23 protein-coding genes are annotated in these 26,517 nt (G+C 54.7%); 16 read left to right on the forward strand and 7 right to left on the reverse strand.

Annotation, left to right across the window (positions count from 1 at the left end):
* Nucleotides 1–73: 73 nt before the first annotated feature.
* The 6 genes from H6F94_RS15535 to gcvT form a co-directional block, all read right to left on the reverse strand.
* A complete protein-coding gene (locus tag H6F94_RS15535; protein WP_190803145.1) occupies nucleotides 74–784 on the reverse strand; it encodes an SDR family oxidoreductase in 711 nt (236 codons plus the stop codon).
* A gap of 425 nt (nucleotides 785–1,209) precedes the next feature.
* Entirely contained in the window at nucleotides 1,210–2,220 is a 1,011-nt protein-coding gene (locus H6F94_RS15540; RefSeq protein WP_190803146.1) for a response regulator, read from the reverse strand.
* A gap of 39 nt (nucleotides 2,221–2,259) precedes the next feature.
* Nucleotides 2,260–6,723 (reverse strand): response regulator, encoded by a 4,464-nt coding sequence (locus H6F94_RS15545; protein ID WP_190803147.1) that lies wholly within the window; start codon nucleotides 6,721–6,723, stop codon nucleotides 2,260–2,262.
* Between the two features lie 185 nt (nucleotides 6,724–6,908).
* Entirely contained in the window at nucleotides 6,909–7,379 is a 471-nt protein-coding gene (locus H6F94_RS15550; protein WP_190803148.1) for a hypothetical protein, read from the reverse strand.
* Nucleotides 7,380–7,839: 460 nt separating this feature from the next.
* A complete protein-coding gene (gcvH, locus tag H6F94_RS15555; RefSeq protein ID WP_190803149.1) occupies nucleotides 7,840–8,229 on the reverse strand; it encodes a glycine cleavage system protein GcvH in 390 nt (129 codons plus the stop codon).
* A gap of 100 nt (nucleotides 8,230–8,329) precedes the next feature.
* Nucleotides 8,330–9,433: a glycine cleavage system aminomethyltransferase GcvT gene (gcvT, locus tag H6F94_RS15560; RefSeq protein ID WP_190803150.1), complete on the reverse strand. Its 1,104-nt coding sequence runs from the start codon at nucleotides 9,431–9,433 to the stop codon at nucleotides 8,330–8,332.
* 84 nt (nucleotides 9,434–9,517) lie between these two features.
* Here gcvT and H6F94_RS15565 point away from each other — a divergent pair, with 84 nt between their 5' ends.
* From H6F94_RS15565 to H6F94_RS15590, 6 genes are all read left to right on the forward strand, one after another.
* The gene (locus H6F94_RS15565) at nucleotides 9,518–10,153 is read left to right on the forward strand and encodes a hypothetical protein (protein ID WP_190803151.1); all 636 of its coding nucleotides are present in this window, start codon (nucleotides 9,518–9,520) and stop codon (nucleotides 10,151–10,153) included.
* 241 nt (nucleotides 10,154–10,394) lie between these two features.
* Entirely contained in the window at nucleotides 10,395–11,510 is a 1,116-nt protein-coding gene (nuoH, locus tag H6F94_RS15570) for an NADH-quinone oxidoreductase subunit NuoH (RefSeq protein ID WP_190803152.1), read from the forward strand.
* Nucleotides 11,511–11,569: 59 nt separating this feature from the next.
* Nucleotides 11,570–12,157 (forward strand): NAD(P)H-quinone oxidoreductase subunit I, encoded by a 588-nt coding sequence (gene ndhI, locus H6F94_RS15575; RefSeq protein WP_396426439.1) that lies wholly within the window; start codon nucleotides 11,570–11,572, stop codon nucleotides 12,155–12,157.
* Between the two features lie 115 nt (nucleotides 12,158–12,272).
* The gene (locus tag H6F94_RS15580; RefSeq protein ID WP_190803153.1) at nucleotides 12,273–12,896 is read left to right on the forward strand and encodes an NADH-quinone oxidoreductase subunit J; all 624 of its coding nucleotides are present in this window, start codon (nucleotides 12,273–12,275) and stop codon (nucleotides 12,894–12,896) included.
* Nucleotides 12,897–12,921: 25 nt separating this feature from the next.
* Complete coding sequence (gene nuoK / locus H6F94_RS15585; protein ID WP_190803154.1) at nucleotides 12,922–13,227, forward strand: NADH-quinone oxidoreductase subunit NuoK; 306 nt, start codon at nucleotides 12,922–12,924, stop codon at nucleotides 13,225–13,227.
* Between the two features lie 82 nt (nucleotides 13,228–13,309).
* Nucleotides 13,310–13,855, forward strand: a complete 546-nt coding sequence (locus H6F94_RS15590) for a hypothetical protein (RefSeq protein WP_190803155.1) — start codon at nucleotides 13,310–13,312, stop codon at nucleotides 13,853–13,855.
* Here the strand turns inward: H6F94_RS15590 and H6F94_RS15595 are convergent.
* Entirely contained in the window at nucleotides 13,840–14,160 is a 321-nt protein-coding gene (locus tag H6F94_RS15595) for a hypothetical protein (RefSeq protein WP_190803156.1), read from the reverse strand. The two genes, H6F94_RS15590 and H6F94_RS15595, sit on opposite strands and share 16 nt — an antisense overlap.
* Nucleotides 14,161–14,374: 214 nt before the next feature.
* On the opposite strand from H6F94_RS15595, the gene H6F94_RS15600 reads away from it, so the two are divergent.
* The 10 genes from H6F94_RS15600 (at nucleotide 14,375) to recJ (ending at nucleotide 26,513) form a co-directional block, all read left to right on the forward strand.
* Entirely contained in the window at nucleotides 14,375–15,160 is a 786-nt protein-coding gene (locus H6F94_RS15600) for an MlaE family lipid ABC transporter permease subunit (protein ID WP_242041210.1), read from the forward strand.
* Between the two features lie 350 nt (nucleotides 15,161–15,510).
* Nucleotides 15,511–15,909 (forward strand): DUF3119 family protein, encoded by a 399-nt coding sequence (locus H6F94_RS15605; protein WP_190803158.1) that lies wholly within the window; start codon nucleotides 15,511–15,513, stop codon nucleotides 15,907–15,909.
* Between the two features lie 68 nt (nucleotides 15,910–15,977).
* The gene (locus tag H6F94_RS15610; RefSeq protein ID WP_190803159.1) at nucleotides 15,978–16,970 is read left to right on the forward strand and encodes a DUF3086 domain-containing protein; all 993 of its coding nucleotides are present in this window, start codon (nucleotides 15,978–15,980) and stop codon (nucleotides 16,968–16,970) included.
* A 92-nt stretch (nucleotides 16,971–17,062) separates the two neighbouring features.
* Complete coding sequence (plsY, locus tag H6F94_RS15615) at nucleotides 17,063–17,713, forward strand: glycerol-3-phosphate 1-O-acyltransferase PlsY (RefSeq protein WP_190803160.1); 651 nt, start codon at nucleotides 17,063–17,065, stop codon at nucleotides 17,711–17,713.
* On the forward strand, nucleotides 17,710–19,410 hold the full coding sequence (locus H6F94_RS15620; RefSeq protein ID WP_190803161.1) for an alpha/beta hydrolase: 1,701 nt from the start codon (nucleotides 17,710–17,712) through the stop codon (nucleotides 19,408–19,410). Before plsY ends, H6F94_RS15620 begins: the two co-directional genes overlap by 4 nt.
* A 272-nt stretch (nucleotides 19,411–19,682) precedes the next feature.
* Entirely contained in the window at nucleotides 19,683–21,983 is a 2,301-nt protein-coding gene (locus tag H6F94_RS15625; protein WP_190803162.1) for a transglycosylase domain-containing protein, read from the forward strand.
* A gap of 108 nt (nucleotides 21,984–22,091) precedes the next feature.
* The gene (gene ruvC, locus H6F94_RS15630; RefSeq protein WP_313949307.1) at nucleotides 22,092–22,661 is read left to right on the forward strand and encodes a crossover junction endodeoxyribonuclease RuvC; all 570 of its coding nucleotides are present in this window, start codon (nucleotides 22,092–22,094) and stop codon (nucleotides 22,659–22,661) included.
* 77 nt (nucleotides 22,662–22,738) lie between these two features.
* Nucleotides 22,739–23,479, forward strand: coding sequence for a sucrose-phosphate phosphatase (locus H6F94_RS15635; protein ID WP_190803163.1), 741 nt, complete (start codon nucleotides 22,739–22,741; stop codon nucleotides 23,477–23,479).
* Nucleotides 23,480–23,568: 89 nt separating this feature from the next.
* Nucleotides 23,569–24,189 carry a hypothetical protein gene (locus H6F94_RS15640; protein WP_190803164.1) on the forward strand — a complete coding sequence of 207 codons (621 nt, stop codon included), beginning with the start codon at nucleotides 23,569–23,571 and terminating at the stop codon, nucleotides 24,187–24,189.
* Nucleotides 24,186–26,513: a single-stranded-DNA-specific exonuclease RecJ gene (recJ, locus tag H6F94_RS15645; RefSeq protein ID WP_190803165.1), complete on the forward strand. Its 2,328-nt coding sequence runs from the start codon at nucleotides 24,186–24,188 to the stop codon at nucleotides 26,511–26,513. The genes H6F94_RS15640 and recJ overlap by 4 nt, the downstream gene beginning before the upstream one ends.
* Nucleotides 26,514–26,517 lie beyond the last annotated feature (4 nt).

Consider the following 26,517-nt stretch of genomic DNA (forward strand, 5'->3'; position numbering starts at 1 on the left):
GAATCGGTGAGTAGCGATAACGAACTCCAAGCTATTAAATTCAAACCATTAACTTCAAACCATTAACTAGGTGCTACCAATCAATAGGACGGCGGTCGCGGAAAAAGCCGCCACTGGGTGAACCATCTGGTAGGGTTGCTAGCCAGACGATTGTGTCCGCGCCTTGCTCAGGGGTTCGAGGCGCACCCGCACCACCCATGTCCGTTTGCACCCAACCTGGACAGACGGAATTGACCAAAATATTGGTGCCCTTCAGCTCAGCTGCCAAGATGCGAGTCAAAGCGTTCAAGGCTGTTTTAGAAAGGCGATAGGCTAGGGAACCACCGCCCATATCGGTCAGTTGCCCCATACCTGATGAAACATTGACGATACGGCCATAGTTCTGCGCCTGCATCAGGGGAACCAAAGCCTGAGCCAGTTGTAAAGGCCCATAGACATTGGTTTCCATCGTCTGCCGCAGAGTATCAATTGGGGCATTAAACACGCTGGCATCACCAGCATCGAGGAACACGCCTGCATTGTTCACGAGAATGTCCAGATTCCCAAACTGCTGTTTGAGCCATTGCCCCAGCTCCTGAACGCTGTCTGAACGGGTGACCTCTAAAGCGTAGGGGGTAACGTCTAAACCTTCAGCCTTTAACTGCTCGGCGATTTTCTGGCCTTTTGCAGCATCACGGCTAGCTAGAACTACGTGAATCCCTTGTTTAGCTAGTTGTCGGCTGGTTTCCAAACCGAGGCCTCGGTTTGCCCCGGTCACCACTGCCACTTTTGTAGAATTGCTCATTGAGTCGCTGCCCCTCGGGTCTTTTTAACAGGCAAAAGATCGCTTGTTGCTTAACTTCTTTTGGCCTTTTGACCAGCCCTTGAAATTGGTATTTGACTAAACATTAAGCAATGATTTATTCGTTGAACTCTTGCAGAATTTCAATCTGGAAAGCAGGTTAGCAAGAGTCCCCAAAAGCCGTAATACCAGCTCACCCCTCCCAACCTCTTCTTGGCAAGGGGAGGTGCTGTAGGCAGTGGGGTTTTGATTGCTAACCTCATTTAGAGAATTGGTATAACAGCTTGTGTCCTGGATCAAGATAGCGCCTCACGCCAAGTTTTGGCGTTGATTGCTGACAAGTGGACGGCAATGGAGATTTAACAGTAATCTAAGTGCGCTTAGGCAAAACCAAGCACGATGGGGGTTAGAAACTAGCAGTAGGATGCTTAGCCAGCAGGCAGTAAAGTCTCCAGTGGCAATTGCGCTAGGACAACTCGGTCCCGTCCTGCGGCTTTTGCCTGATAAAGAGCTTTGTCCGCATCAGTAATTAGGCCTGCCACTGTCAAATCATAGTGGGGAATGATACTGGCAACCCCTAGGCTGAGGGTGACGAACTGATTATGGTCAGCGCTGGTATGGGGAATCGCCAACGCTTTGACACAGGCTCGTAGGGTCTCGGCCACTTGCACTGCTCCCTCAGCTATTGTGTTGGGTAAGATGATCGCAAACTCTTCGCCGCCATAGCGAGCTGCCAAGTCGCTGGATCGCTTTGCACAACGGCTGATGGCGCCAGCAACCTGCTGCAAGCAAGTATCTCCAGCGGGATGGCCGTAGGTGTCGTTGTAGCGTTTGAAGAAGTCAACATCACCCAGAATTAGAGACAGGGGCGTAGACTCGCGGGCCATCCGCCGCCACTCTTGGTCCAGGTATTCATCAAAGCGACGGCGATTGGCGAGCCCCGTCAAGCTATCTGAACTGGCCAAACACTGCAACTGTTGGTTGAGTGCCGCTAATTGTTGGTTCGATTGCTTTAACTGTCGTTGGAGCTGGGCTTGATGAATCAGACGGCGCACTCGCTGACGCAGCACTGGCCAGTGGATCGGTTTGGTTACGAAATCAGCAGCACCGGCAGCAAAGGCTAAGTCCACCGATTCTGAATCCTCCAAGCCTGTAATCATCAACACAGGAGTTTGCTGGCCCTGAGCTAGGCTTTGGAGTTGGTGGCAACAGGCAAAGCCATCCACGACGGGCATCATGGCATCGAGCAGCACAATATCGGGATGCAGGTTGGCGTAAACCGCTAGACACTGCTTACCGTCATCGGCCTCTACAACCCGGTACCCTTCTTGCTCCATCACCTGGCATAACTGCAGGCGCATGAAGCGGTCGTCATCCACGATCAGGATGAGTGGGGAATAGGGCTTAGGGGAATAGGGATCAACGGTGGCGATGCTCATACCTGAATCTCACTGGCCTCGGTAACACTCTTATTGCACTTATTGCAAGGCGGTTTTGACTCGCTCGTACTCAGCTTGCAACTGCGCGACGTAGGCCAGTGCCTTGGCCATGCTGCCTGCTTGTCCCATGTCTTCCAGCTCTTTGCACAGACGGGCAAGCTCGGTTGCGCCCAGCGTGGCACTGCTGGACTTCAGCATGTGGGCCTGCCGTCTAAGAGCGGCAGCATCTTCTTGAGCAACGGCATCTTGCAGTGCTTGTAACTGCTTGGGTGACTCTTCCAAGTAGCACTCCAGGATGACCGCAAATTTGTCGCCTACCATGTCTCGAAAGTTTTGCAGGACTCTAGCATCCAGGCTGGTGCTGGCATTAAGGCTAGCGCTTGGCGCAGGACTCACACTCGAGGTTGGCGATGGGGGACTCGGGAATGGGGAAGTTGGCGATGGGGCTGCTGCGTTAACCCCCTGTGTCTTCTGAAGCGCTCGGACCAGATCTTCAACCTGGATCGGCTTGCTGACATAGTCGTCCATGCCTGCTTCGAAGCAGGCCTCCCGGTCTTCACGCATGGCGTTGGCAGTCATGGCAATGATTCGGGGACGCGAACCGGATGGCCAGCCTTTGGCAATGGTGCGGGTAGTCTCTAAGCCATCCATTTGAGGCATTTGCACGTCCATCAGCACCACGTCATACGGTTGCCGTTGCAAAGCAGCTAGCACTTCTAAGCCATTACCCGCCACGTCTGCCCGGTAGCCCAGGCGCTCCAGGATCAGCAGCGCCATCTTTTGATTCACCAGATGGTCCTCCGCCAGCAGAATCCGAAGTGGCACCTGCTGCGCTAAGTGGGAATTCATTGCTAAGGGCAGCGTTTGGGCAGACCTGAGCTTGGTCGGTTGGCCGCTCAAGATCTCATTCAAGATCTTGTAGAGCTGGGCTTGTTTAATTGGCTTGCTCAAGAAGGCAGCAAAGTCTACCAGCTTCGACTGCTCGCTTGGGGACTGAGTACTGAGCGAACTGAGCATCACCAATGGCAGTTGCTGACCAGCAGGGGACAAACGAATAGCAGCACCCAGGCTCAGCCCATCCATCTCTGACATGTTCATGTCCAAAATGGCAATGTCGAAGATTGCACCTTGCGCCAGCCAACTGAGCGCCTGAAGAGCAGATGGAGCAGCCCGAACTGCCATGCCCCAGGACTGGGCTTGCAGGGTTAGGATTTGCCGATTGGTGGCGTTGTTATCAACAACCAACAGCCGCTTGCTAGTCAAATGGCTGCCGGTTGCCCCCGTTTCGGCTTGGTAGTTGAGCGCAGCCGGCAAGAAACTCTCGGCTACGGAGCGAGCCTGGATCGTGAAATAGAAGGTAGAGCCCTCGCCAACTTGACTTTCGACCCACATCCGGCCCCCCATCAGTTCACTCAACCGATGGCTGATGGCTAAACCCAAGCCTGTGCCCCCATATTGGCGACTGGTAGAAGAATCGACCTGGCTGAAGGACTTAAACAGGCGGTCCATGCGGTTTTGGGGAATGCCAATGCCAGTGTCGCGGACGGCAAAGGTGATCTCATACAGCTGACCGACTTCAGGCAGTCGGCAGGCTGGAGCCGTGTCCTCATGGGTCTCAGGTTCCACAGGTTGAGCACTGACAACCACGACGACTTCGCCAACTTCAGTGAATTTGATCGCATTGCTGAGCAGGTTCACCAAAACCTGACGCAGCCGGGTGACGTCGCCCATAAAGCCAGCAGGCGTTTTAGGATCGATTAGATAAGCCAGTTCCAGTTCCTGATAGGCAGCTTTAGACGCCAGCAGATCCAGCGCACTTTCGACGCAAGCTCGTAGGTCAAAGGGTTGTTCTTCTAAATCCAGCTTGCCGGACTCGATTTTTGAGAAGTCTAGAATGTCGTTGATCACGGCTAGCAAGGCATCGCCGCTGTTGCGAATGGTCTCGGCAAAGTCGCGTTGTTTGGGGGTCAGATCTGTATCGAGCAACAGGCCTGTCATGCCAATCACGGCATTCATCGGCGTGCGGATTTCGTGGCTCATAGTTGCCAGAAATTCACTCTTGGCTCGGGTGGCAGCCTCCGCTACTCTTTTGGCTTTCTCTAGGGCAAAGTTTTGCACGGTTAATTTCTCCCGTTGCTGAGTTTCGCGGCTTAGCAGTTCAGCCTGGGTTAGCGCAATGCCCACCTGAGCGGCTACCGCCTCTAGAAGTTCGATTTCTGGTTGGCTCCAATCCCGCAGTTGATCGCACTGATGCAGGCTAATTAAACCGCTGGGCTGCCCTTGATAGGATGTGCGCACTGCCAGCAAAGACCTCAGGCCAAGGGAGCGTAGCAGTGGTTCAGCTTGCTCAAGATGGGGGTCGTCATAAACATTGTTAGAGGCTACGGCTTGGTCAGTTGCAATTAGCCGCTCCAAATAGGGGTTTCCCGCAATGGAAAGCTTCAGATTATTGACCCGTTTAACCCCAGGTTCTACAGACTCAGCGACTAGAGAAATATGGCAGTTGGGTGTGTCAATGCAGGTGTAGATTAAACAGCGATTGGCTCGAAAGGCTCGACCAATTTGTAGGGCGGCAGTCTGAAGAATTTGCTGGCTGTCTAAGCTTTGACGAATGTCCTGGGTGAGGCGCTTGAGGATTAAAGTGCGATGGAGTTGCTGTTGCAGGGCGATTCTACTTTGATGCAGTTCTCTTTCAACTTGCTTGCGCTCAGTGACATCTTTCACAAAGCAGTAATGCCCGTTGAATTGCTGCTGGTCATAGCGACCAGTCATGATCACCTGCTTATAGAAGGACGAACCATCCTTGCGCAAGCCCCGCACTTCGGCTTCAATTCGCCCTCCGCGCTCCAGTTGTTGGTAAGCAGCCATGATTACCTCGTGATCATGGGCATGAACGGTGATCGGCCATTGCCGGCCAATCAACTCCTCGGGCTCATAGCCCAGCATGTCGGCGTAAGCTTTGTTGACGCTCAAGTAGCGTCCCTCTGTGTCTAGCTGAGAGATGCCCTCGACCGTGTTTTCTAGGGCGAGGCTCATGTCGCGAAGTTCTTGTTCAGCCCGTTTCCGCTCGCTGATCACCTCGTTAAATACGGTGATACCGCCGATCTCCCTGACTCCATTCCACCAGGGATGGATCTCCCACTTCACCCAATCAAAGCTGCCATCAGCATGAATAAAGCGGTCCTCATCACACTTTTCAACGGTGCCAGCTAAGCAGCATTGATGGGCCTGTTTCCAGGACTCAGGAGTTTGCGGAAACAGATCGTAGTGACAACGGCCAATAATCTCCTGCCCTAGCAAACGGTGGTTGCTCAACCATTGCTGACTGACCATCACATAGCAGAGGTCGCGGTCCAGTAAGGCGATGGCTGCTGGCGTATGTTCTAAAAACAGACGCAGTTGGGCCTCGCTGGCAGCCAATGCTTGCTCTGTCAGTTTGCGTTGAGTGATGTCCCGCGCGATGGTCAGGACTTCGTCCTCGCCAGAGGCGACAATGCGCACCTCTTCATGCTGAATGTTGTCCTCCGCACACAGCTGGAGCTCATAGGTTTGAGTCTCACCCGTGGCCAAAGCTGCTTCCAGCAACTGCCTCTGCTGGCGAGCTGCATCTGCTGGCATAACCTCCTGTAATTTCCGACCGATGATCTCGCTAGACATCACCGTCTTGAAGTTTTTTGCAGGTCTGAAGTCCAGGTAGGTCCCGTCTCGTGACATCCGAATCATCAAGTCTGGAATTGCTGCTAGCAGCGCCCGATTTCTGGCCTCACTTTGGCGCAGGGCTACTTCGGTTCGTCTGCGTTCAGTCACCTCGCGGTAGATCAGCCAATAAACACCAGACAAGATGGCTAGGCTAAGTCCGTTACCCATCAAGGTGTTGGAGACGCCTCGTTGAGTGCTTGCCTTTGCTGCTTGCAACTCCTGTTGCAGTAACTGATCCTGCTGCCTATCCAGCCGGTTGAGAATGACGCGGCTCTTATCCATGAGCTGTTTGCCCCTGCCCGTCCGAACCACCTTGCTCGCTGCTTCAAAGCCTTGAGTTCGGCGCAGGTCAATGGTTTCTTTAAGATTCGCAAGTTTAGCCGCCACTAACGGTTCAAGGGCAGCCAGGCTCTGCTGTTGATTGGGGTTATCCGCTGTCAGTTGCCGCAGCTTTTGCAGCCTTAGATCAATGTTTTGAATGGCAGCGTTGTACGGTTCCAGATAAGGGTCTTTCCCCGTAATGATGTAACCCCGCTGTCCCGTTTCAGCATCTCTCAAGTCAGAGAATAAGTTCTCTAATTGCTTATCAACCTCACGGTTGCGTACGACCACAGTCATCAACTCGGTCAGCTGAGTCACGCTGTTGTACGAGACCATACCAACCATGACTAGAAGACTGGCTGCTATCCCAAAGCCCCCGACTACTTGGCCGAAAAAGTAGTTGCGACTAAGGGTGCCCTGCCTCTGCGGTTGAGGAATGGCAGCTGAGTCAGATGAGTGATGCCCCTGGGGTTGTCTGAACACTGACTACTGTGCAAGGCTCAACAATCCTCACAAAGTGCCTCACTCGACTAAGAATCTAACGTTCGGCTTCAGGAAGTGTTAACAATATGACCTTAGAGGACCCTTACCTGGCCTTAAGCGAAGATCAATACAACCCGCTCATGGAGCGGGTTCTCAAGCGAAGTAACCAGGTCACAGAGGCGCTTCTAATCAGCTTCCACTTCAGCCTGCGCCTTAGTGGACTTGCGGAACCGCTGTCCCATTTTGTTCACTGCACTATCTAGACCCAGCCGCTTGCCAGTTGCCTTTGCCGAGTTATAAGTTAACCGTGCCGCTGCATAAGCTTCACTGCCGACTAACATTTGCGTTCCTTCTACCAGTTCTTGCAACTGATTGAGTGACATCAAAATAGTGCTTAGTGCCTCAAATAATTCCAAATCTCGACGCATTTCTGCCACATCAATACAACCGGGAATCAAGCTAGGATTTTGGGCAGCCAGAGCTACAGCATCATGCACAAAAGCCCGGGACTTTTGCCCTAGCTTGGACAGTTGGCGGCGTTCCTCTCGGGTCAAACCCACCAGAAATGGCATCTTTTCGCGGATTATTTCAACTTCTGCAATCACAGCCTGTAGCTGTTCGTCGGAAAGATGAGCACTAATACTACCAAGTGTCATGCTGACTGCCCCTTGAAGGCTTATTAAGTAAATCGCTAAGCCCATAGAGGCCGCTTCTTTAGCAGTTCCCCTTTAACAGCCTGCGCAAACCTGTATTCACACTGAAAAAATCAAGTCAACTTACGACGCGACTAGGTGAATTTTCAGAGCTTAATTCGCTCACGGCCCTCAAATCGACATCAATGTCATTTTGAGCCGCAACAATGTCACTTCAGATCCCGCTGGTCTCACTTCGGACCGCGCCAGTCTCACTTTGACCCACAAAGATGTCACTTAAAGTGACGTTGGTCTCACTCTGGACGCCGCCAGTCTCACTTTGAGCCGCAACGATGTCACTTCAAGCGACGCTGGTCTCACTTTGGACTGCATCAGTCTCACTTTGACCCACGAAGCTGTCACTTTGAGTGACATTCATCTAAATTCAAGGTCAGAGCGTTGCACTTTTAACAGCTTGCTAAGGTTATTGACCTTCCACTAAGGCTTTGTAGGCCTCAGCTGTGAGTGTTTCAGCCAGCTCGCTGCTGTTGCTAAGACTAATTTTGAGCAGCCAACCCTCACCGTAGGGGTCTTCGCCAATCTTTTCGGGCGCATCAACTACAGCAGCATTGACTTCCACTACACTGCCACTCACCGGCGCATAGAGATCGCCCACTGCTTTGACCGATTCCACACTGCCGAAGCTTTGGCCCTGCTCTAGAACAGTTCCGACCTCTGGCAACTCGACAAACACCACATCTCCCAACTGATCCAAGGCAAAGGCTGAGATGCCAATTGTTGCCACCTCACCCTCCAAGCGCACGTACTCATGGGAGTCGCGGTATTTCAGATCGGCAGGATAGGTGAGAGTCATAGACCAAAGATGCTGTGTAGATTGGGTTCTAATTAGCTTAGATCTAAGCAGCCTTAGATCTAAGACAGCTTGAATCGAAGGTTGAAGCTTAACGCAGCTCTCAGCGAACCGCCGCTTTATAAAAGGGCCGTTTCACCACCCGAGCGGGCTGAACTCGCCCCCGAATTTCCACGCCCAGCTCCTGACCGACGCTCGCTAGTTCAGCACTGACATAGCCCATAGCGATTGGCTTGCCCAGCGTCGGCGAAAGCGTTCCACTAGTCACTTCGCCAACTATTTGCCCGTTGTGCACCAGCGGATAGCCATGACGCGCAATCGCCCGCTCGGTCATTTCCAGCCCCACCAGTCGACGGAGAACCCCCTGGCTCTTTTGGGTCTCCAACGCTGTTCTGCCAATAAACTCAGGTTTTTGGTCCCAATGCACCAGCCAACCCAGGCTGGCTTCTAACGGCGTCGTCAATTCGGACATGTCCTGTCCATATAAATGCATGGCTGCTTCCAAGCGCAGCGTGTCCCGTGCTCCCAGTCCACAGGGTACTGCCCCGGCAGCTAATAGGCGCTGCCAAAAAGCTACGCCGGTCGCCACATCAAGCATGATCTCGAAGCCATCTTCGCCGGTATAGCCAGTGCGGGCCAGAAAGGCCGGAGCCCCTAAGATCTGGCTTTGCAAATGGCCAAAGCGAGGCAGACTGCTGAGGTCAGTGGGCACAAAGGACTGCACCAACGCCACTGCTTCCGGGCCTTGTACTGCCAGCAATACTTGCTCAGCAGAGCGATCCTCGAAGGCAACTCCACTCAGATCTAGATGTTGTAGTAGCCAGGTTCGATCCTTCTCACTCGTCGAGGCATTGACAATTGTTAACCAGCGGTCACCACCCTGGTTATAGAAAATCAGATCGTCAATAATGCCGCCCTGAGGATTGAGCAGAACCGTATATTGCGCTTGACCCGGTTGCAAACGGGCGAGATTCGAGGGCACAAGTTGCTGCAATTGGGCCACCAAGCCTGAACCTTGCAACGCAAACTTGCCCATGTGCGAGATATCAAAGACGCCAACACCCTGCCGCACTGCTTGGTGTTCGGCCTGAATGCCCACATACTGCACTGGCATTTCCCAACCCCCAAAGGCGACCATGCGCGCACCGGCTTGCTGTTGCAAGTCAAATAAAGGAGTGCGCCTGAGTAAGCCGCCAACTTCAGCCATTGCAGCCTCGAGGGGAGAATAGACCGTCTTTCATTATGTGTTCAAATGAAATGGAGAAACGCGCAGAAAGTCGCAGGTTGAGTCATGGCAGAGCGTCCCATTAAGAAATCCGAGTTGGCAGCCCGCAAAGCAGCCGAAGGCCAAACCGCCGGTCCCGAAACCGAAACCCCTGCACCTCAGGAGCAAGGCAGCCGAGAGCGTTCTAAACCCCAACTGAAGAGCAGCGCTGAACGCAGCGAGCGCAGCAGCGGCGGTGAACGCAGCGGCAGCGGTGAACGCAGTCAACGCGGTGGCGGTGGCGGCGGTGAGCGTGGCGACCGTCGCGGTGGTCGGGGCAAACGCGGTGAACAGGCGGCGCCATCTGGCGTAAACCCAGCTCTAGCCAGAGGTCCTAGACCCAGCAAGGCCAAGCCAGCTGAGCCCGAAGCCCCTGAACTTGAGGCTACTGAACTTGAAGCCACCGAAGCAGAAACGACTGGGTCTGAAAATACTGAGCTTGAGACCAGCGAAGTCGCAACCGAAAGCGAAGTCGCAACCGAAGCAGTAGCTGCGCCGACAACTAGCGAAGTCGCAACCGAAGCAGTGAGTGAGCCTGCGGCTGCGCCGACAACTAGCGAAGCTCCAGCTGAACCGGCAACCAGTGAAGCTCCAACTGAAGCAGCAGCTGAGGGCGAAACGACTGAGGGTGAAACACCTGAAAAGCTAGTCGCAGCAGAATAAGCAACCGAAACTCCTCTCCCGGCCCAATCCGAAGCGGTGAGGGGAGCTAGGTCACTCCCCCTGCCTTCGTCGGAAAGGGACTAGAGGTTAGGTCTCTTGGCAGCCAATTCTTAAGGATCCAGAACTCCGCTTTGGTGAACCAGTTGCGTTGGGAACCGGGGATATACTGACTCCAGAGGGGGGGAGCAAGATTTCTTAATGCGAGGGAGACTGCCAGTTCTATGGGTAAGGTGGACCGCAAATGAACGGAATTGATCTGCAAGGCAGTTTTATTGAAGCGCTAACCCAGTTGGGGCTACCCTACGGTGCGGCGCGGGCAGTCTGGATGCCACTGCCCATGCTGACCGTGGTGATTGGAGCCAGCTTGGGACTGCTGGTAACGGTTTGGTTGGAGCGGAAGATTTCGGCTGCAGCTCAACAGCGCATTGGTCCTGAGTATGTGGGTCCGTTAGGCGTTTTAGCGCCTGTCGCTGATGGTCTGAAATTAATTCTCAAAGAAGACGTTATTCCTGCCAAGGCTGACGCGATTCTGTTCAGCGTCGGACCGATCCTGGTGCTGCTGCCAGTGTTTGTGTCCTACTTGGTAGTGCCCTTCGGACAAAACCTGGTCATTACCAATATCGGTAATGGCGTGTTTCTCTGGATCGCACTCAGCAGCATTCAGCCAATTGGTTTGCTGATGTCTGGCTATGCCTCCAACAACAAGTACTCCTTATTAGGAGGCTTACGGGCGGCAGCTCAATCGATCAGCTACGAAATTCCCTTGGCGCTTTCGGTGCTGGCGATTGTGATGATGTCCAATAGCCTGAGCACCATTGACATCGTCAACCAGCAACAGGGCTATGGCATTTTGTCCTGGAACGCTTGGCGACAGCCAGTAGGCTTTCTGATCTTCTTAATCTCGGCTCTGGCTGAGTGTGAGCGCTTGCCCTTCGACTTGCCTGAAGCGGAAGAAGAATTGGTTGCAGGTTACCAAACCGAATATGCAGGCATGCGCTTTGGCCTGTTCTACATTGCCTCCTACGTCAACCTGATCTTATCGTCGCTGCTGGCCTCCATCCTGTTCTTGGGTGGTTGGAGCTTCCCTGTTCCTGTGGAGCAAATTGCAGGCTGGTTGGGTGTCAGCGAAGGGAGCGGTGTTTGGCAGTTTATTGCGGCTACCATCGGCATCGGTATGGTGTTGCTCAAGACCTACCTCTTTATCTTCCTGGCAATCTTGATGCGCTGGACTCTGCCACGTGTCCGCATCGACCAACTGCTAGACCTGGGTTGGAAGTTTTTGCTGCCCATTGGGCTCGTAAATTTGTTGCTGACAGCTGCCTTAAAACTGGCGTTTCCAGTTGCGTTCGGCGGTTGACCCCCTTGCCTTCCTGAGAGCACCCTTCGAGAACACAACCTCTTTTAGCCTTTTGACATATGTTGAAGTTTCTGGAGAAAGTGGGCAGTTACGCCCGTGAGACAGTCCAGGCCGCCAGGTACATTGGTCAAGGGCTTTCGGTCACCTTCGACCATTTGCGCCGACGTCCTGTCTCAGTGCAGTACCCTTACGAAAAGCTCATTCCCTCTGAGCGTTTCCGGGGCCGCATTCACTTTGAATTTGACAAGTGCATTTCTTGCGAAGTCTGCGTGCGCGTATGTCCGATCAACCTGCCGGTTGTGGATTGGGAATACAACAAAGACACCAAGAAAAAGCAACTCAAGCACTACAGCATTGACTTCGGTGTATGCATTTTCTGCGGCAACTGTGTGGAGTACTGCCCCACCAATTGCCTGTCCATGACCGAAGAATACGAACTCTCGGTTTACGACCGCCACGAACTAAACTTCGACAACGTGGCAATGGGACGCCTGCCCTACAAGGTGACGGAAGACCCAATGGTGACTCCGATCCGAGAGTTTGCTTATCTGCCCAAGGGAGTGGTAGACGGCCACGAAGTGCCTTACACAGCCCGCCGCGCTGGTCTGCGCCCCGAGGAAATTCTGGAGCAGGAGAACAAGAGTTAAACCTTTGCCGTTAACCCCTTTGGTTTAAGCCCTTAACGGCAAAGGCCTTTGTAGCGGATTGCCTACTCCGATTGCCCTACTCCAATTGACTTTCATTGAAGGAAGCTGAACTCCCGTGAATCTTGCTGAAGGTGTCCAGAACGTTTCATTTGCCATCCTGGCAGTCATGATGCTTGGAGCAGCGCTGGGCGTTGTGCTGCTCCCTAACATCGTCCACTCGGCGTTTCTGCTGGGTGGTGTGTTCATCAGCCTGGCCGGCTTGTATCTCCTGCTCAATGCTGACTTTGTTGCTGCCGCTCAGGTGTTGATTTACGTTGGGGCAGTCAACGTCTTGATCTTGTTTGCGATCATGCTGGTTAATCGCCGCGAGCCCTACACTGTTGTGCGCTGGGGCTGGCTGAGAAGTGGGGCCACAGTCTCGGTTTGTATCGGTTTATTTGCCTTCCTGGGCTCGATGATTTTCTCGACTCATTGGGCACTTAAGCCAATTGTGGCGTTACCCTCGACAGTTTCAGTCATTGGCATTCACTTCTTCACCGACTTTCTGCTGCCTTTTGAAGTAGCTTCGATTTTGCTACTGATTGCTTTAGTGGGTGCAATTGTGCTGGCGCGTCGCGAGTACTTGCCTGATGAAGCGACTGGCGAGGAGTTTGAGCTGGTCGAGCGGCCTCGCGATCCTGTAGCTGCCCTTGCCGAAGCAATCGAAAGTCCACTAGAGCGCCCAATCGGCAGAATTTAGACCTGGAATACGAGAGCCGCAAATTATGCAACTCCAATACTTTTTGCTTCTGGCCTCTGCCCTGTTCTGCATTGGCATCTATGGTCTAGTCACCAGCCGCAATGCAGTGCGCGTGTTGATGTCTATTGAGCTGTTATTCAATGCAGTCAACCTGAACTTGCTGTCCTTCTCTAACTATCTGGACTCCACTGATATCCGTGGCCAGATCTTTGCGGTCTTTGTGATTACGGTGGCGGCCGCAGAGGCAGCAGTAGGGCTGGCGATTATCCTGTCCATCTACCGAAATCGGGAAACCGTGGACATGGAGCAGTTCAACCTTCTGAAATGGTAGAGCCAGGTTGGGGGCGAAGCATGACTGGTTTTGTGACCAGTGCAGAGCGTCAATGCTTCGCCCTTGGGCGTGCTGGGTCCCGATGTTAGGTTGGCAGGTCTCAGATTGGGTGACACTGCTGCCGCTCTTATTTTTTGGGCTGTTGGCGCTGATCGTGGTGATTCAAGATAGCCGCAGCCTGTCTAGGATCTATACAGAAGGCAATCGTTCGCTGCCTCGCCTGTCGCGAGAATTGGTACGGGGCAACCGGGCTGAGGCGCTAGAGATCGTGGGTGCCTTGGGCGGTGTTGTGGGGGCCCTGCTAGAGGAAGGAATTCAGTTGGTAGATCGCACTTCCTCAACCGAGGCGTTTAAAGGCGCGTTTGCCTGCACTCGACGTTTGAGCTCTACCCAGTTTGAGGGTGGATTGTATCTGCTGCGGGTCTCAGCGCTTGGAACGGTGGCAGTGACGCTGCTGGGACAAGCCTTGGGTTCAAATCACTTTTGGTGGGGCGGCCTTGCCTTGACGGCATTGATTCTGCTGAGCGAGCAAGTGTTACGCCTGCAACTGCTGAGGCTAGACGAGACCCTAGAGCGTCTGCAGCTGTTGCTGTTGGACTACTGGCAGAAGATTCACTCAGCACTCTGACGGGAGTTGCGCCAGGGGGTGTTGGTCTGTTGGTAGAAGAAGACATACCCTTCAAACAGACAGCCTACCAGGGCACAAGTTAAGCTGATCACCAACGTGCCGGTAATGGTATCTCCACTGCCAAAGGTGGCCAAGAAATTGGCAAACTGCTGCGCGCCTGCTTGCAAAAGGGGTAGATGGGTTTGACTGAATAAGAATAGGCCAGCCGTGGCAAAGCTCAACAGTGCGGCGGGGACAGCGAAACAGAGTAGGCCAGCTACCAGGACGGATCGAGTCAGGGTGAGCATCAACATGATGGTTAACATACGTAGGCCAAGGACAAGGGGGGGAAGGAGTCAGCCTCAAGCATAGGATTGTTACATCGGAGCAGCCGAAATGCTGCGCAATCTTAAATCTTGCTTAAAAAGCTTGTTGAAGTAATGTAAAGTCCAATAACTCAGCTTCTCGATGCATTGCAGACCAGAGCGGGACGGTTGGCCTGTTAAGCTGCAAACATCTGCCGGCAGAAGGAGATGCAGGTTGCTCGACAGCAATGCGTTTGGTCCATTGGGCCTCTGGTTACAACGTCTGGGATTAGCCATCCTCCTGGGAGGCCAAGTTCTCATCCACTTGCTTAAAGGCAAGCTCCACCGACGTAACACATTAGAACAAATGAGTCTGGTAGGAACTGACTCAGTAGGCATCGCTCTGATTACGGCTGCGGCGATTGGGGCAGTGTTTACAATTCAGGTGGCACGTGAGTTTATTCGCTTTGGCGCAACTAGCACAATTGGTGGGGTTCTAGCGATTGCGCTCACCCGTGAGCTAGCACCCCTGCTGACCGCAATCATTTTGGCGGGGCGGGTTGGCTCTGCGTTTGCTGCTGAGATTGGCACCATGCAAGTCACTGAGCAGATTGATGCTCTTCAAATTCTGCGGAGTGACCCGATTGACTATTTAGTCGTACCGCGAGTTGTAGCCTGCAGTTTGATGTTGCCGGTACTCACAATGTTCGCGTTGGTCACCGGGCTATTGGGCGGCATGTTCCTGGCCTATAGCCTTTACGACATCTCACAAACGCTGTTTCTCGACTCTGTACGCAGCTTCCTGCGTCCCTGGGACTTATTTGCAGCCATTCTCAAAGCCATCGTATTCGGCGCCCTAATTTCCGTGATTGGTACAGGCTGGGGGTTGACCACCACGGGCGGCGCGAAAGGTGTTGGCCAGTCTACGACGACAGCTGTCGTGACCTCACTCCTGGCAATTTTTATCTCTAATTTTTTTCTAACCTGGTTACTGTTTCAGGGTTTCGAGGGTGTGGATTAAGTTGCTGAGGTGATGACTTAGGTATTGCATAGACATTTCCCCCTTACAGTGCCTTTGCCCGTGGTACCTTTGCTCGTATTTTTTCCATCGTTCGCCCAGACTTGCACAAATTGATCAACGTCAATTCGAGATTTAGATCAATGATTTCATCATCTTCTCGTCATCTATTTAGGCCGCGCTTGTGAGCCATCACTTAAGCCTGTATTTTGCGCTTTGATTAAAGAAGCTTGGCACAGGCCCAAACACCATCCAAACTCCCCCTACTAAGCTGAGGCAAGGCCCAGGCTAGCAGAGCGGGCGCGAACAGCCTCTAGAATAGGGATAATCCAGGCATTTGGAGCGTTTGAGCGGTGGCAGTTTCTTCCAATTCCCCCCCCAATACAGAAACGGCAGTTGAGTTACGGCCCAGCTATAACCTCCCCTTAGCGATCTGCTTGTTAGCTTTACCTGCGCTGCTTGTAGCCTGGTGGCTAGCCCTAGTCGTATCCTTTTTTGGGCTGTTTCTGCTTTACCAAGCCTCGGTGATTCGGTTGGTCTTTACCGCAACCGCTCTGGACGTCTACCGAGGGCAGGAGCGCATCCGGCAGTTTCCCTATGCAGAGTGGCAGAGCTGGCGAATCTTCTGGCCTTCGGTGCCGATTTTGTTCTACTTTCGCGAAGTAAACAGCATCCACTTTCTACCGGTGCTGTTCTCTCCTGGAGAGCTTCAGCGTTGCTTACAAGAGCGCGTCGCTGGCCTGGACGCCTGAACCGCAATCTTCTTGTCTCTAACTTCGTCTTTAGTTAATTCACTTTCAGCCTTTAGAAGCCCGGCACTATGGAAGATCAGCAAAACCAAGAACAGGCAGTCGCCAGTTTAGAGCAGCGTCTCGCCGCGCTTCAACAACAGGAGCAGGAATTGCAGCAAGCGATTGAAGACTTGCGCAACTCTCAGAGCCGTGTCTTTCAAGAACAAATCACGGAGCTGCAAAACACGTTGGGCCGCTTGATGCAAGAGAGTCTCTCGGAGCTGGAACATCGCAAGCAGGCACTTCAAGAATCTGTTAGTCAGCTGGAGCGCCGCCAAGAACGCATTCAAGCTGAGATGCGCAAAAATTTCGCAGGGGCCTCTCAGGATCTCGCAATTCGGGTTCAGGGATTCAAAGACTATATGGTCGGCAGCTTGCAAGACTTAGTTCTGGCTGCTGAACAACTTGAGCTAGTGCCCCCTGCCGCTACCCAAAAGCAGCCCGAGCCAGAAGAAGCTCCGGCTAAGCGCTCTAGCGTCCCTGAGCAGGGTTTCCCTGATCAAGCCAAAAAGATCCGCCAACTGCTGGAGCAGTACCGTGCCCTCCCAGACTATTACGGCCCGAGTTGGCAGTTGCGCCGCACCTTTGAGAAAGTACACGAAGAGCGCGTCACCAATTGGTTCTTCACCCTAGCGGGTCGGGGCGCAGTCAAGAGTATGGGCAGCCGCTTGCAGAATATCCTGGTGGCCTCCGCGGTCATTTCTGTGTTGCGGGTTATGCACGGGAATCGGCTGCGAGTGCTGATTCTGGCAACTCTGCCTGAGCGCTTGGGCGAATGGCGACGCGGCTTGCAAGATTGCCTGGGCATTGCTCGGGCGGACTTTGGGCCGGATGGCGGTGTGGTGCTGTTTGAAGACCCAGATCCAATGGTGCAAAAGGCCGACCGGCTACTGGCTGATGGCGATTTACCCATGCTGATTTTCGACGAGGCCGAAGAGCAGGTGTCACTGAATACGCTGCGCTTCCCGTTATGGCTGGCCTTTGGTCTGGATGCCCAGCAAATGACCCGAATGATGTACTAATCGCTTCGGCTCGCTCTGAATTAAGGAACAGGCAGTCATTAAACAGGCAGTAATCAGCGTGTAATCAGCGTAAGGAGTGGCGGGTGAACAGCATGGAGATTGGGTTCAGTGCCGGATTAGTAGTGCTCGCATACCTATTAGGGTCCATTCCCACGGGTTACCTCATAGGTCGCTGGCTGGGGGGACTGGATATTCGAGAGCACGGCTCTGGCTCAACTGGTGCGACCAACGTGCTGCGGGTCCTCGGCAAAGGGCCAGCACTGTTCGTCTTCAGTGTGGATTTGCTCAAGGGAGTTCTAGCCGTTTTTCTAGCCCGCTTTTACGGCTCGGAGCTGCTGCCGCCTGACTGGGTTGCCTGGTTGGTTCTGCTAGCTGCCCTAGCGGCTCTGCTGGGCCACAGCCGCTCAATTTGGATTCAGTTTACAGGTGGTAAGTCAGTGGCAACGGGTCTAGGGGTGCTGCTGGCAATGGCTTGGCCAGTGGGCTTGGGCGCTCTAGTGAGCTTCTTACTGGTGCTGGCACTGTTTCGGATTGTCTCGCTGGGTTCAATTATGGCGGCAGGTGTGGTTGTCGTACTGATGGTGGTCACGCAGCAACCACTGCCCTACGTTCTCTTCGGCATCCTGGGCGGATTGTATGTGCTGTTGCGGCATCGACAAAACATTCAACGGCTAGTGCAGGGCACCGAGCCCCGGATTGGGCAGAAAGTTCAGGCTTCTGAACCTCTCTCGGTTTCGGAGTGAAGAGACACTTTGGTCTGGGGCGACCCCAGTTAAGGCTAACGCTGCTCCTGAGCACCTGTTTGGGCAGCTTTGGCTGGGGCACTGCGGCGCAAGCTGCGGAGCAGGTAGTGTTTGCCTATGGTCCCCTATCGCGGGCTGTACCTGTACGAGCCATCGCAGCTTATGCCCGTGAGGGCCGCATCACTCCTGAGCTGGAGCCCTATGCTGACTTGCTGGCCTCGGAGCAACTGGCTCAGATTCGCGTTGCTCTGACCTCTGCGGCACCGTCCAATTTGGCTGGGGTAGTAGCAGTCTCTCAGTTTCTCTACACGCCGGAAGGCGAGGCCTTTTTGGAGCAGGTGGGCTCGGTGGTGCGCACCAGTCCTCAGTTGCCGGGGGCCCTGGCGATTCGAGGCGCATTGATTCGCTCAGCCGCCGATCCCTCCGGTATTAATCTGGTCAATTTTTTGCGCTACTATCCTACGCCCACCGTCTACATCGACTTGCGCCAGGGCGTGCAGTTTGCTCGACGCATTCAACGGTTAGTCCGGCGTACCCAGCAGGTTGCGGCCCAAGCTGGCTCTGGCATGGGCGATGGGGTAGGCATAGATTTCAGCCAGCTTCCTGACCTGCGGGAGACAGGCGCCTTCACGGTTGAGGAATACAGACTCGACTTGCGCAATCCGCAGGGCGACCGTCCCTTGCCGACCGATCTCTACCTACCTCGGGTCGTACCTCTGGTCCCGCGTTCACCGACGGCAGTGCCGGTGGTTCGGCCAAACCCGATCGTGGTAATTTCCCATGGCTTGGGCGAAGACCGGGCCTCTTTTCGCTACATTGCCTTGCAACTAGCCTCCTATGGCTATGTTGTCGCCGTGCCGGAGCACTCCGGCAGTAGCGACCAGCGTTTACGCAACGTTCTGGCAGGCCTAGAAAATGCAGTCGTCGACCCACAGGAGTTCGTGGATCGTCCCCGCGACATCAGCTTCCTGCTCGATGAACTCACGCGTCTTAACCAAACAGACCCCAGGCTGCGTGGCCGCTTGGATCCTGAGCACGTAGGTGTCTTTGGCCACTCCTTCGGTGGCTACACGGCACTCGCTTTGGCAGGAGCAGACTTAGATTTGGCAGGCCTACGTCAGAGTTGCGCTAACCAACCCACTTTGCTGGCAAATCCGTCGATTGTGTTGCAGTGCAGAGCGGTGGAGCTGCCAGGACAACGCTTGAGTTTTCGCGACCCACGCGTGCGAGCTGCAGTGGCCGTGAGCCCCCTGACCAGTTTGATTTTTGGTGCCAGTGGTCTGCGAGCGGTGAAGGCGCCGGTCACAATTGTGACCGGCACCAATGATGCGGCCACCCCAGCCCTAGCAGAGCACCTGCGCCCGTTTGCCTTTCTGCCTCAACCCAAGTATTTAGTTACCCTGACGGGTGCCACTCACTTCAGCTTCAATGACCCTGGCAGCAGTGGCGTGTTTACATTGCCCGCGGCTGTAGTAGGCCCTGCGCCTAACCTAGCGCGACAGTATTTGCAGGCGTTGGTCGTTGCTTTCTTCAATACCACCGTGTCCCAGGAACTGGACTTTGGCCCCTACTTGAGCCCGGAATATACTCGTTTCCTTAGCCAACAAGCTTTACCTGTGCAACTTAGCCAGCAGGCACCAGCGGAGGTCTCGTCTTTGCATAAGCCAAGCCCAAGCTCAGTAGGTCTGAATCAGTAAGCCTGAAATAGTAAGTCTGAAATAGTGATATTCAATGACATTGCGGGGACATTGCGGGTGACATCCCAAGCCTTCATTGATGCAGCCTAGCTTCCTACAAACCCAAGGAAACCTTAGTTTTTGGGTTGCCCGATGCCTAAGCAAATCAGAAGCTAGAGACAGAAGCAATGCGGTAAACTGCGGTGAATCCCGAGGAATTGATTGACTAAGGCAGTAGCCGGGTGCGGTCCGGATGTCCCCTGCCCGTATAGTGAAGCTACTCTATTGCTGCCATGCCCTCCAGGCGTTCTCAACCGTCCCGCTCCTCGCGTCGCCCTGCTTCTGGCAGTGAGCGTCAGAATGCCCGGAATGCCGGCCCGCCGCAGGACGGCCAGTCTCCGGAGCGCCGTCAAGCCCGGCGTAAGTCATTGCGCAACCGACGTAAGCTAGGACCCAGCAAGCGGCCCGGCCCTCGGCACTGGCTGTTGCTGGGCGCAACCGGTTTAATGACTCTGACCACTGGCGTGGCCGCCTTTGTCTGGTGGCAGGTGAACCAGAATCTCCCTGACTTCTCCAACGTCCGCTCCTTCACACGTGGTGGCACATTGGTAATTCAGGCGGCAGACGGCCTACCCATTCTGCAACTGGGACCCACAGCTCGGCGCAAAGCCGAGATCAACCAAATTCCCAAACCCCTGATCGACGCGTTCATCGCCACTGAGGACGAGCGTTTCTACCAACATGGGGGCATCGACTATTGGGGCATTGTGCGTGCAGCCTTTGTCAACACCTTGTCTGGAGACCTGGTGCAAGGTGGCAGCACAATCAGTCAGCAACTCGCCCGCATGATCTTTCTGGATCAGGAGCGGAGCCTCTGGCGCAAGCTGCGCGAGGCTGCTCTGGCCCAAGCGTTAGAGCGCAAACTCGACAAGCAGGAAGTTCTAGAGCTGTATCTCAACCAGGTTTATTTGGGTTCGGGGGCCTATGGCGTCAGTGATGCTGCCTGGATCTACTTCAGCAAGAACCTCAAGGATTTGAGTCTGGCAGAGGCCGCAACCCTAGCCGGATTGGCGGCAGCTCCTAGCGATTATTCGCCACTGGTCAATCCAGCCCTGGCCGAGCGCCGTCGCAATATTGTCTTGGGGCGTATGTCTGACGTCGGCTACATCAGTGAGGATGAAGCCAAAAGCGCGCAAGCCCTGCCCTTAGATCCCAAAGCGGGTAGTATTGCTGACGCTTACAGCACAGCTCCCTACTTTGCCAGCTACATCCAGCAGGAATTGCCCAAGTACCTGACTGCTGACCAGATCGAAGCCGGCGGTCTAATTGTCGAAACCAGCCTCAACCCCAAGTGGCAACGGGCAGCAGAAAAAGCCGTATACAACGCCATTGACTACGATGGACCCCGCTTTAACTTCGAGCAGGGAGCGCTGGTCGCCATTGACCCTAAAAACGGCGAGATCCGAGCCTTAGTTGGCGGCGGAGACTTTAGCCAAAGCCAATTCAACCGGGTCACTCAAGCCCAACGCCAGCCGGGGTCAACCTTTAAGATGTTCGTCTACGCGGCAGCCATGTCTAAGGACTGGACGCCGTTCGATATCTACCGCGACGCCCCCTACTCGATCTACGACTATGAACCCAAAAACTTCGGTGGTGGCTATCGCGGCGATGTCAGTCTAGTCAAAGCCATTGCCAACTCGATCAACATCGTGGCTGTGAAGCTGATGGTCGATGTCGGCATTGACCCGGTGATCAACTTGGCGCGAAAGATGGGCATTGAGTCTCCGCTTGGACGCGATTACTCCGTGGCTCTGGGCAGCTCCGAGGTCAATCTGATGGAAATTACCGGAGCTTATGCCACCCTAGCCAACCGGGGCATGCATGTGGCGCCCCACGGCATCCGGCGCATCATCCGGGCCAGAACCGGCGAGGTCCTCTACGACTCCTTTCCCGAAGCACACCGTGCCCTGGACGAGCGCACTACCAACATCATCACTTGGATGCTGCAACAGGTTGTGCAAGCTGGCACTGGGCGCCCTGCCCAACTGACAGATCGCCCAGCTGCTGGTAAAACCGGCACCTCAGAGGAGGGAAGGGACTTGTGGTTTATTGGCTTTGTGCCGCAGCTAGCTGCAGGGGTGTGGCTGGGCAATGATGACAGCGCCCCGACCTGGGGCACCAGCCGGGCTGCTGCGGTCACTTGGCAGGAGTTTATGGCAGATATTACTGAGGGCATTCCTGTCCAAGAATTCCCCGAACCGCCTCAACTCAAGGGCCGGGGACTGCGCCCCAGTGAGGTGGACGATGAGCGTGCCACATCCTCCGGGAGCAGTGGCGGCGGCAGTAATCGCAGTAACGACGAGGATCACAGTAGTAGCGACTCAGACCAGGATAAAGCAGCCTCCGAGGATGGCGACGCCCCGTCTGAGCCCCCAGCATCAGAAGCTCCTGCCACCGACAGCAGCGCGCCAGCAGATGGCGCTACCGGCGAACCTGCTCCTCTACCGCCAGCCAACGAAGCACCTCCAGAGAACTCGCCGATTCAAGATTTTGTGCCTGCGCCTGCACCTGATGCCGCTCCTGCTAATCCTTAAGCTTGCCAGCAGTCGCTGGATGCGCTAGAGAGGTGTTAGGAACAGAGTTCAGCCTTGGTATCCCCGTCTGGTTTGCAGACGGCCCCAGGGAACGGAGGTTCATCCATAGTGCCTATCAATGCGCCTTTGCCCAGTGGCGGGCTTACTCCTTCTGGAGTTGTGCTGCCAGAGCCGCCTGTTACAGCTCCCAAAGTCCGCCGCATTCTGGGGTTGGATCCAGGGTTGGCAACTTTAGGCTTTGGGGTCGTGGAAGTATCAGCACAATCGGCCAGCAGACCGGTGGCACCCCGGGTACTTGACTACGGAGTAATTCGCACAGCTGCAGGCACCGACATACCGGATCGCCTGCGTGTGATCTACCAGGACATGCACGAACTGCTGGAACTTTGGCAACCCGACCATGTTGCTGTGGAGAAGTTGTTTTTCTACCGCATGGGCAATACGATTGCGGTGGCCCAGGCCCGAGGGGTCGTGATGCTCACCCTGGCTCAGCACCAGCTAGCGATCACCGAGTTTGCGCCACCTCAGGTCAAGCAAGCCCTCACAGGCTACGGCAAAGCTGGCAAGCAGGAAGTGCAGGAAGCGGTAGCTCAGATGCTCAGCCTCAGCGAAATTCCTCGCCCTGATGATGCTGCTGATGCGCTTGCGATAGCCTTAACCGCTTGGTTTCAGCAGTAAGTTCCACGCGAGTTCTACCAAGATTAGGAGTTCTGGTTACCAGTGCCTGCTATGAGCCTTCAACCTAAACTCCAACCATGAGCAAATTTTTATTGGTTACAGACCTCGACAATACCCTGGTCGGGGATGATGCTGCCTTGGCCCAACTCAACCAAACTCTAGAGCAGCATCGGGCAGCTGGGTCACTGCTGGTTTACTCCACGGGGCGTTCTCGGGTGTCTTACCAAAAGCTGCAACAAGCGAAGCAGCTATTAGAACCTGATGCCCTAGTGACCTCAGTGGGCACCGAGATCTATCGCCCAGGCTCAGTCGAGCCTGAAGCCAAATGGTCCGAGTTTCTCGCTCCTGGCTGGGACCGAGCGCTAATCTGTGCAGTGACTGCTCATTTCGCAGATTTGGAACCGCAACCAGACTCCGAGCAAAATCCCTTCAAAGTTAGCTTCTGGATCACAGAACTGGCGGCCCGTGAGGTGGTTCCTAGGTTAGAGCAGGCTTTACAGGCTGAGAATTTAGACGTTCAGCTGATTTATAGCGGCAGCCGTGACCTAGACATTCTGCCAGCTAAAGGCAATAAGGGTCGAGCCATGGCCTATGTGCGCGAGTTGTTTGGCTTTACGCCAGAACAAACGGTTGCCTGTGGCGATTCGGGTAATGATCAAGCTTTGATGATGGGCGAAGAACGCTGTGTGATTGTGGCAAATGCCCACCCAGAACTGCTGACCTGGTACCAAGCAAACCGCGCACCACACCGCTATTTAGCCCACGCCAAATATGCTGCAGGTATTGCCGAAGGGTTGGCTCATTTTGGGTTTCTGTAAGTAGCTTTTTACCGGCTTTTTAGAACGATAAGCAGCTTACCTAGGCAATGGGGTATACCTAAACCAGCAGTATCCCTTGCAATGGGTGTGTGAGACTTTCGGCAGCTCAATTGGATCTGCTCTCAGGTGTGCCGCCCTCGGCTCTAGAGCAACTTGACACCGATGCGGATCCCAGTCGTGGTTTGTTGCTTCTGCTTCAGCAGCAGGAATTAGGACTGCCAGTTGCAAATTTTCTGGTGGCTGATGTTCTGCTATGCCAGTGGTTTCAAGCGTTCCAGGTCCAAGCCTTTCAAACCGTAGGCCTAGCAGGGCAGGGTGAGCCGCTCCTCAACCACAAACGCTCGCTCAAACGAGCCGATGGCATTTGGCTCAGTGCCAGCTACGACCTGCTGTTTTTGTCAGAGCGCTCAGAGCTTGAGGCAGAGCAAGTTGAGATTTGGCGCTTGGGTGGGCCTGTGTCAGTCCAGTCTTGGCGAGACCGATTAGCCCTATACCTTTTGCCGGAAACCAGCGCCTATGAACCTGAGGCGATCAGGCTCACCGTCTGGTCACCCACCCACACCCAGACCCACTGCTACAGTCGTGCAGCTCATCAGCAGACCCAGGTCGAGCTAGAGCGCCTGTTACAACGCTTGCAGCAACCCCAGCCGGTTGAGTCAGAGGTCCTAGAACTGCCAACTCTGGCGGAGATTCAGGAGATTCCCCTGTGAGCAAGGCTGTCTGGCAACTGCCTACCCCCACCTCCCCACCAGAGTGGTTGGTATCGCTGACCGGTCATCGGGCAGCCCAACTGCTTTGGCGGCGGGGGCTGAGAACGCCCGAGCAAGTGCGCGGTTTCCTCAGCCCAGATGCCTATACTCCTAGCCCCGCGACAGCTCTTGGTGACGAGCTGGAACTGGCCGTTGAGCGGTTAGTGCAAGCTCATAGACGAGGCGAACGGGTTGCAATCTGGGGAGACTTTGATGCCGACGGGGTCACGGCAACCTCGGTGCTCTGGGATGGCCTCGGTCAGTTTTTTGCCAAGGACCAACAGCTTACTTACACCATTCCTAACCGGCTCAAAGAATCGCACGGCTTGCATGCAGAGGGGCTCACCCAGCTTGCCGCCGCTGGCTACAGCTTGCTGGTCACCTGTGATACGGGTAGCAATAGCCCTGAGGAACTGAAGCTAGCATCAACGCTGGGATTAGACGTCATTGTCACTGACCACCACGCGCTACCGCCTGAGCGTCCACCAGTGGCAGCTTTTCTCAACCCACGCGCGCTAGAACCAGACCATCCCCTCGCCCATCTTTCCGGAGTAGCAGTCGCCTACAAGCTTGTCGAAGCGCTTTACTTAGCCCTGCCTGAGGTTCCCCGACGACCGCTGACTGAGTTGTTAGATTTGGTCGCCATTGGCCTGATTGCCGACTTGGTGAACTTGCAGGGCGATTGCCGCTATCTGGCTCAGCGTGGCATTGCTCGCTTGCAGCAGCAGACTAGCCCCAATCCCAGCCGCCCCGGTCTGGCCTTGCTACTGGAAGCCTGCCGTCGCGCCGGAGACCGACCCACCGATATTGCCTATGGTATTGGTCCGCGCATCAATGCCGTTAGCCGCATTCAGGGGGATGCTCGTTTTTGCGTGGAGCTGCTGACTAGTGACGATCCCCGCCGTTGTCGGGAACTAGTCCAGCAAACTGAGTTGGCTAACACCCGTCGCAAAGGTCTACAACATTTTCTGGCACTCCAGGTGCACGAGCGTCTGGCTAATCTGGACCTTTCCACTACAGGCGTGGTGTTGCTGGCAGAATCGGGCTGGCCCTTGGGCATTTTGGGGCTGGTTGCAGGACAAATCGCCCAGGAGATTCACCGACCGACTCTGCTACTTAGCCTTGAGCCGGACGGTCGAGCCCGAGGCTCAGCGAGATCGGTAGCCGGGGTAGACCTCTACGCTCTATTTGCAGGACTTGAGCCGCTCTTAGAACGCTTTGGCGGACATCCCCTCGCCGTAGGACTGCAACTGCCTCAAGACAACATCCCGCTCTTACAGGCAGCCCTCAACCAGCGCTTACAACCTGGTACATTGTCTGGGAACAAGCTACAAACCCCTCCATTGGCAATTGATCTGGAGCTGACTGTGGCAGAGTTGGCTGAGGATGGAGGCCGCAGTTTGTTTCAGGAACTGAAGCAGTTGGAACCCTGTGGTCAGGGCAACCCAGCCCCTAAACTCTTGATTCGTCGCTGCACCTTTGAAGGCACTACCAATCCGGGTCTACGCGACGCGAAGGGGCAAAAGGTGGGCTATGTCCAAACCCGCTTTACGCTACGCGATGCAACCGGCAGTTTCCCTGGGGTTTGGTGGGGCCATTATGTTCATGAGCTACCGCCTGGAGGTTGTGATGCGGTCGTTGAGCTGGAATATAACGCCAACGCCTGGAATTCCAGTAGCCGCAGTAGCGAGAAGCGCTATGAAGTCCGCTTGGTTGCTGTGCGTCCTGCCCAGATTGAAGCGCCAGCACCTGTTACCACTGAGCCAGGGTTGCCCACGATTTTAGATTGGCGAACTAGAGTACCCGACCACCCCGAGCCAGCTCTGCGCTTAGCCCAGTGCCCTACCAGCTGGGAAGAACTGCGGGAACGGTTGCACCACGCTGCCCTATCCGGCTTGCCCTTAGCCCTGGTCTACCAGCTACCCATACCAGACCCTCAGCCTTGGCCCACGTTGGTCGGTCTTGCTAAATATCTGGCCCGCACCGGCAAACCAGCCAGCCTCGACCAGTTGCAGGCCCGACTGGGCATCGGCCCAACTTCCCTGGCCTTGGGTCTAAAGGCCTTGTCTGAAGCGGGTTTCAGCGTCACACAACAGCCCAACTCCAACCTTGTGGAAATTGGGGGACTAGAACCCAGAGAAAACCAACCCAAAGAATCGATTGCCCAATTTAGTGCGGCAGTCCGAGAAGAAGCATTTCAATATCAGTATTTTTATCAGTTACCTCTGTCTGCTATTCAGGCCAAAATTCACGGGTGGAGCCCCATACCCATACAACAGGGTTAGAACC

The organism is Leptolyngbya sp. FACHB-261, from assembly GCF_014696065.1.
Classification (GTDB): Bacteria; Cyanobacteriota; Cyanobacteriia; order FACHB-261; family FACHB-261; genus FACHB-261.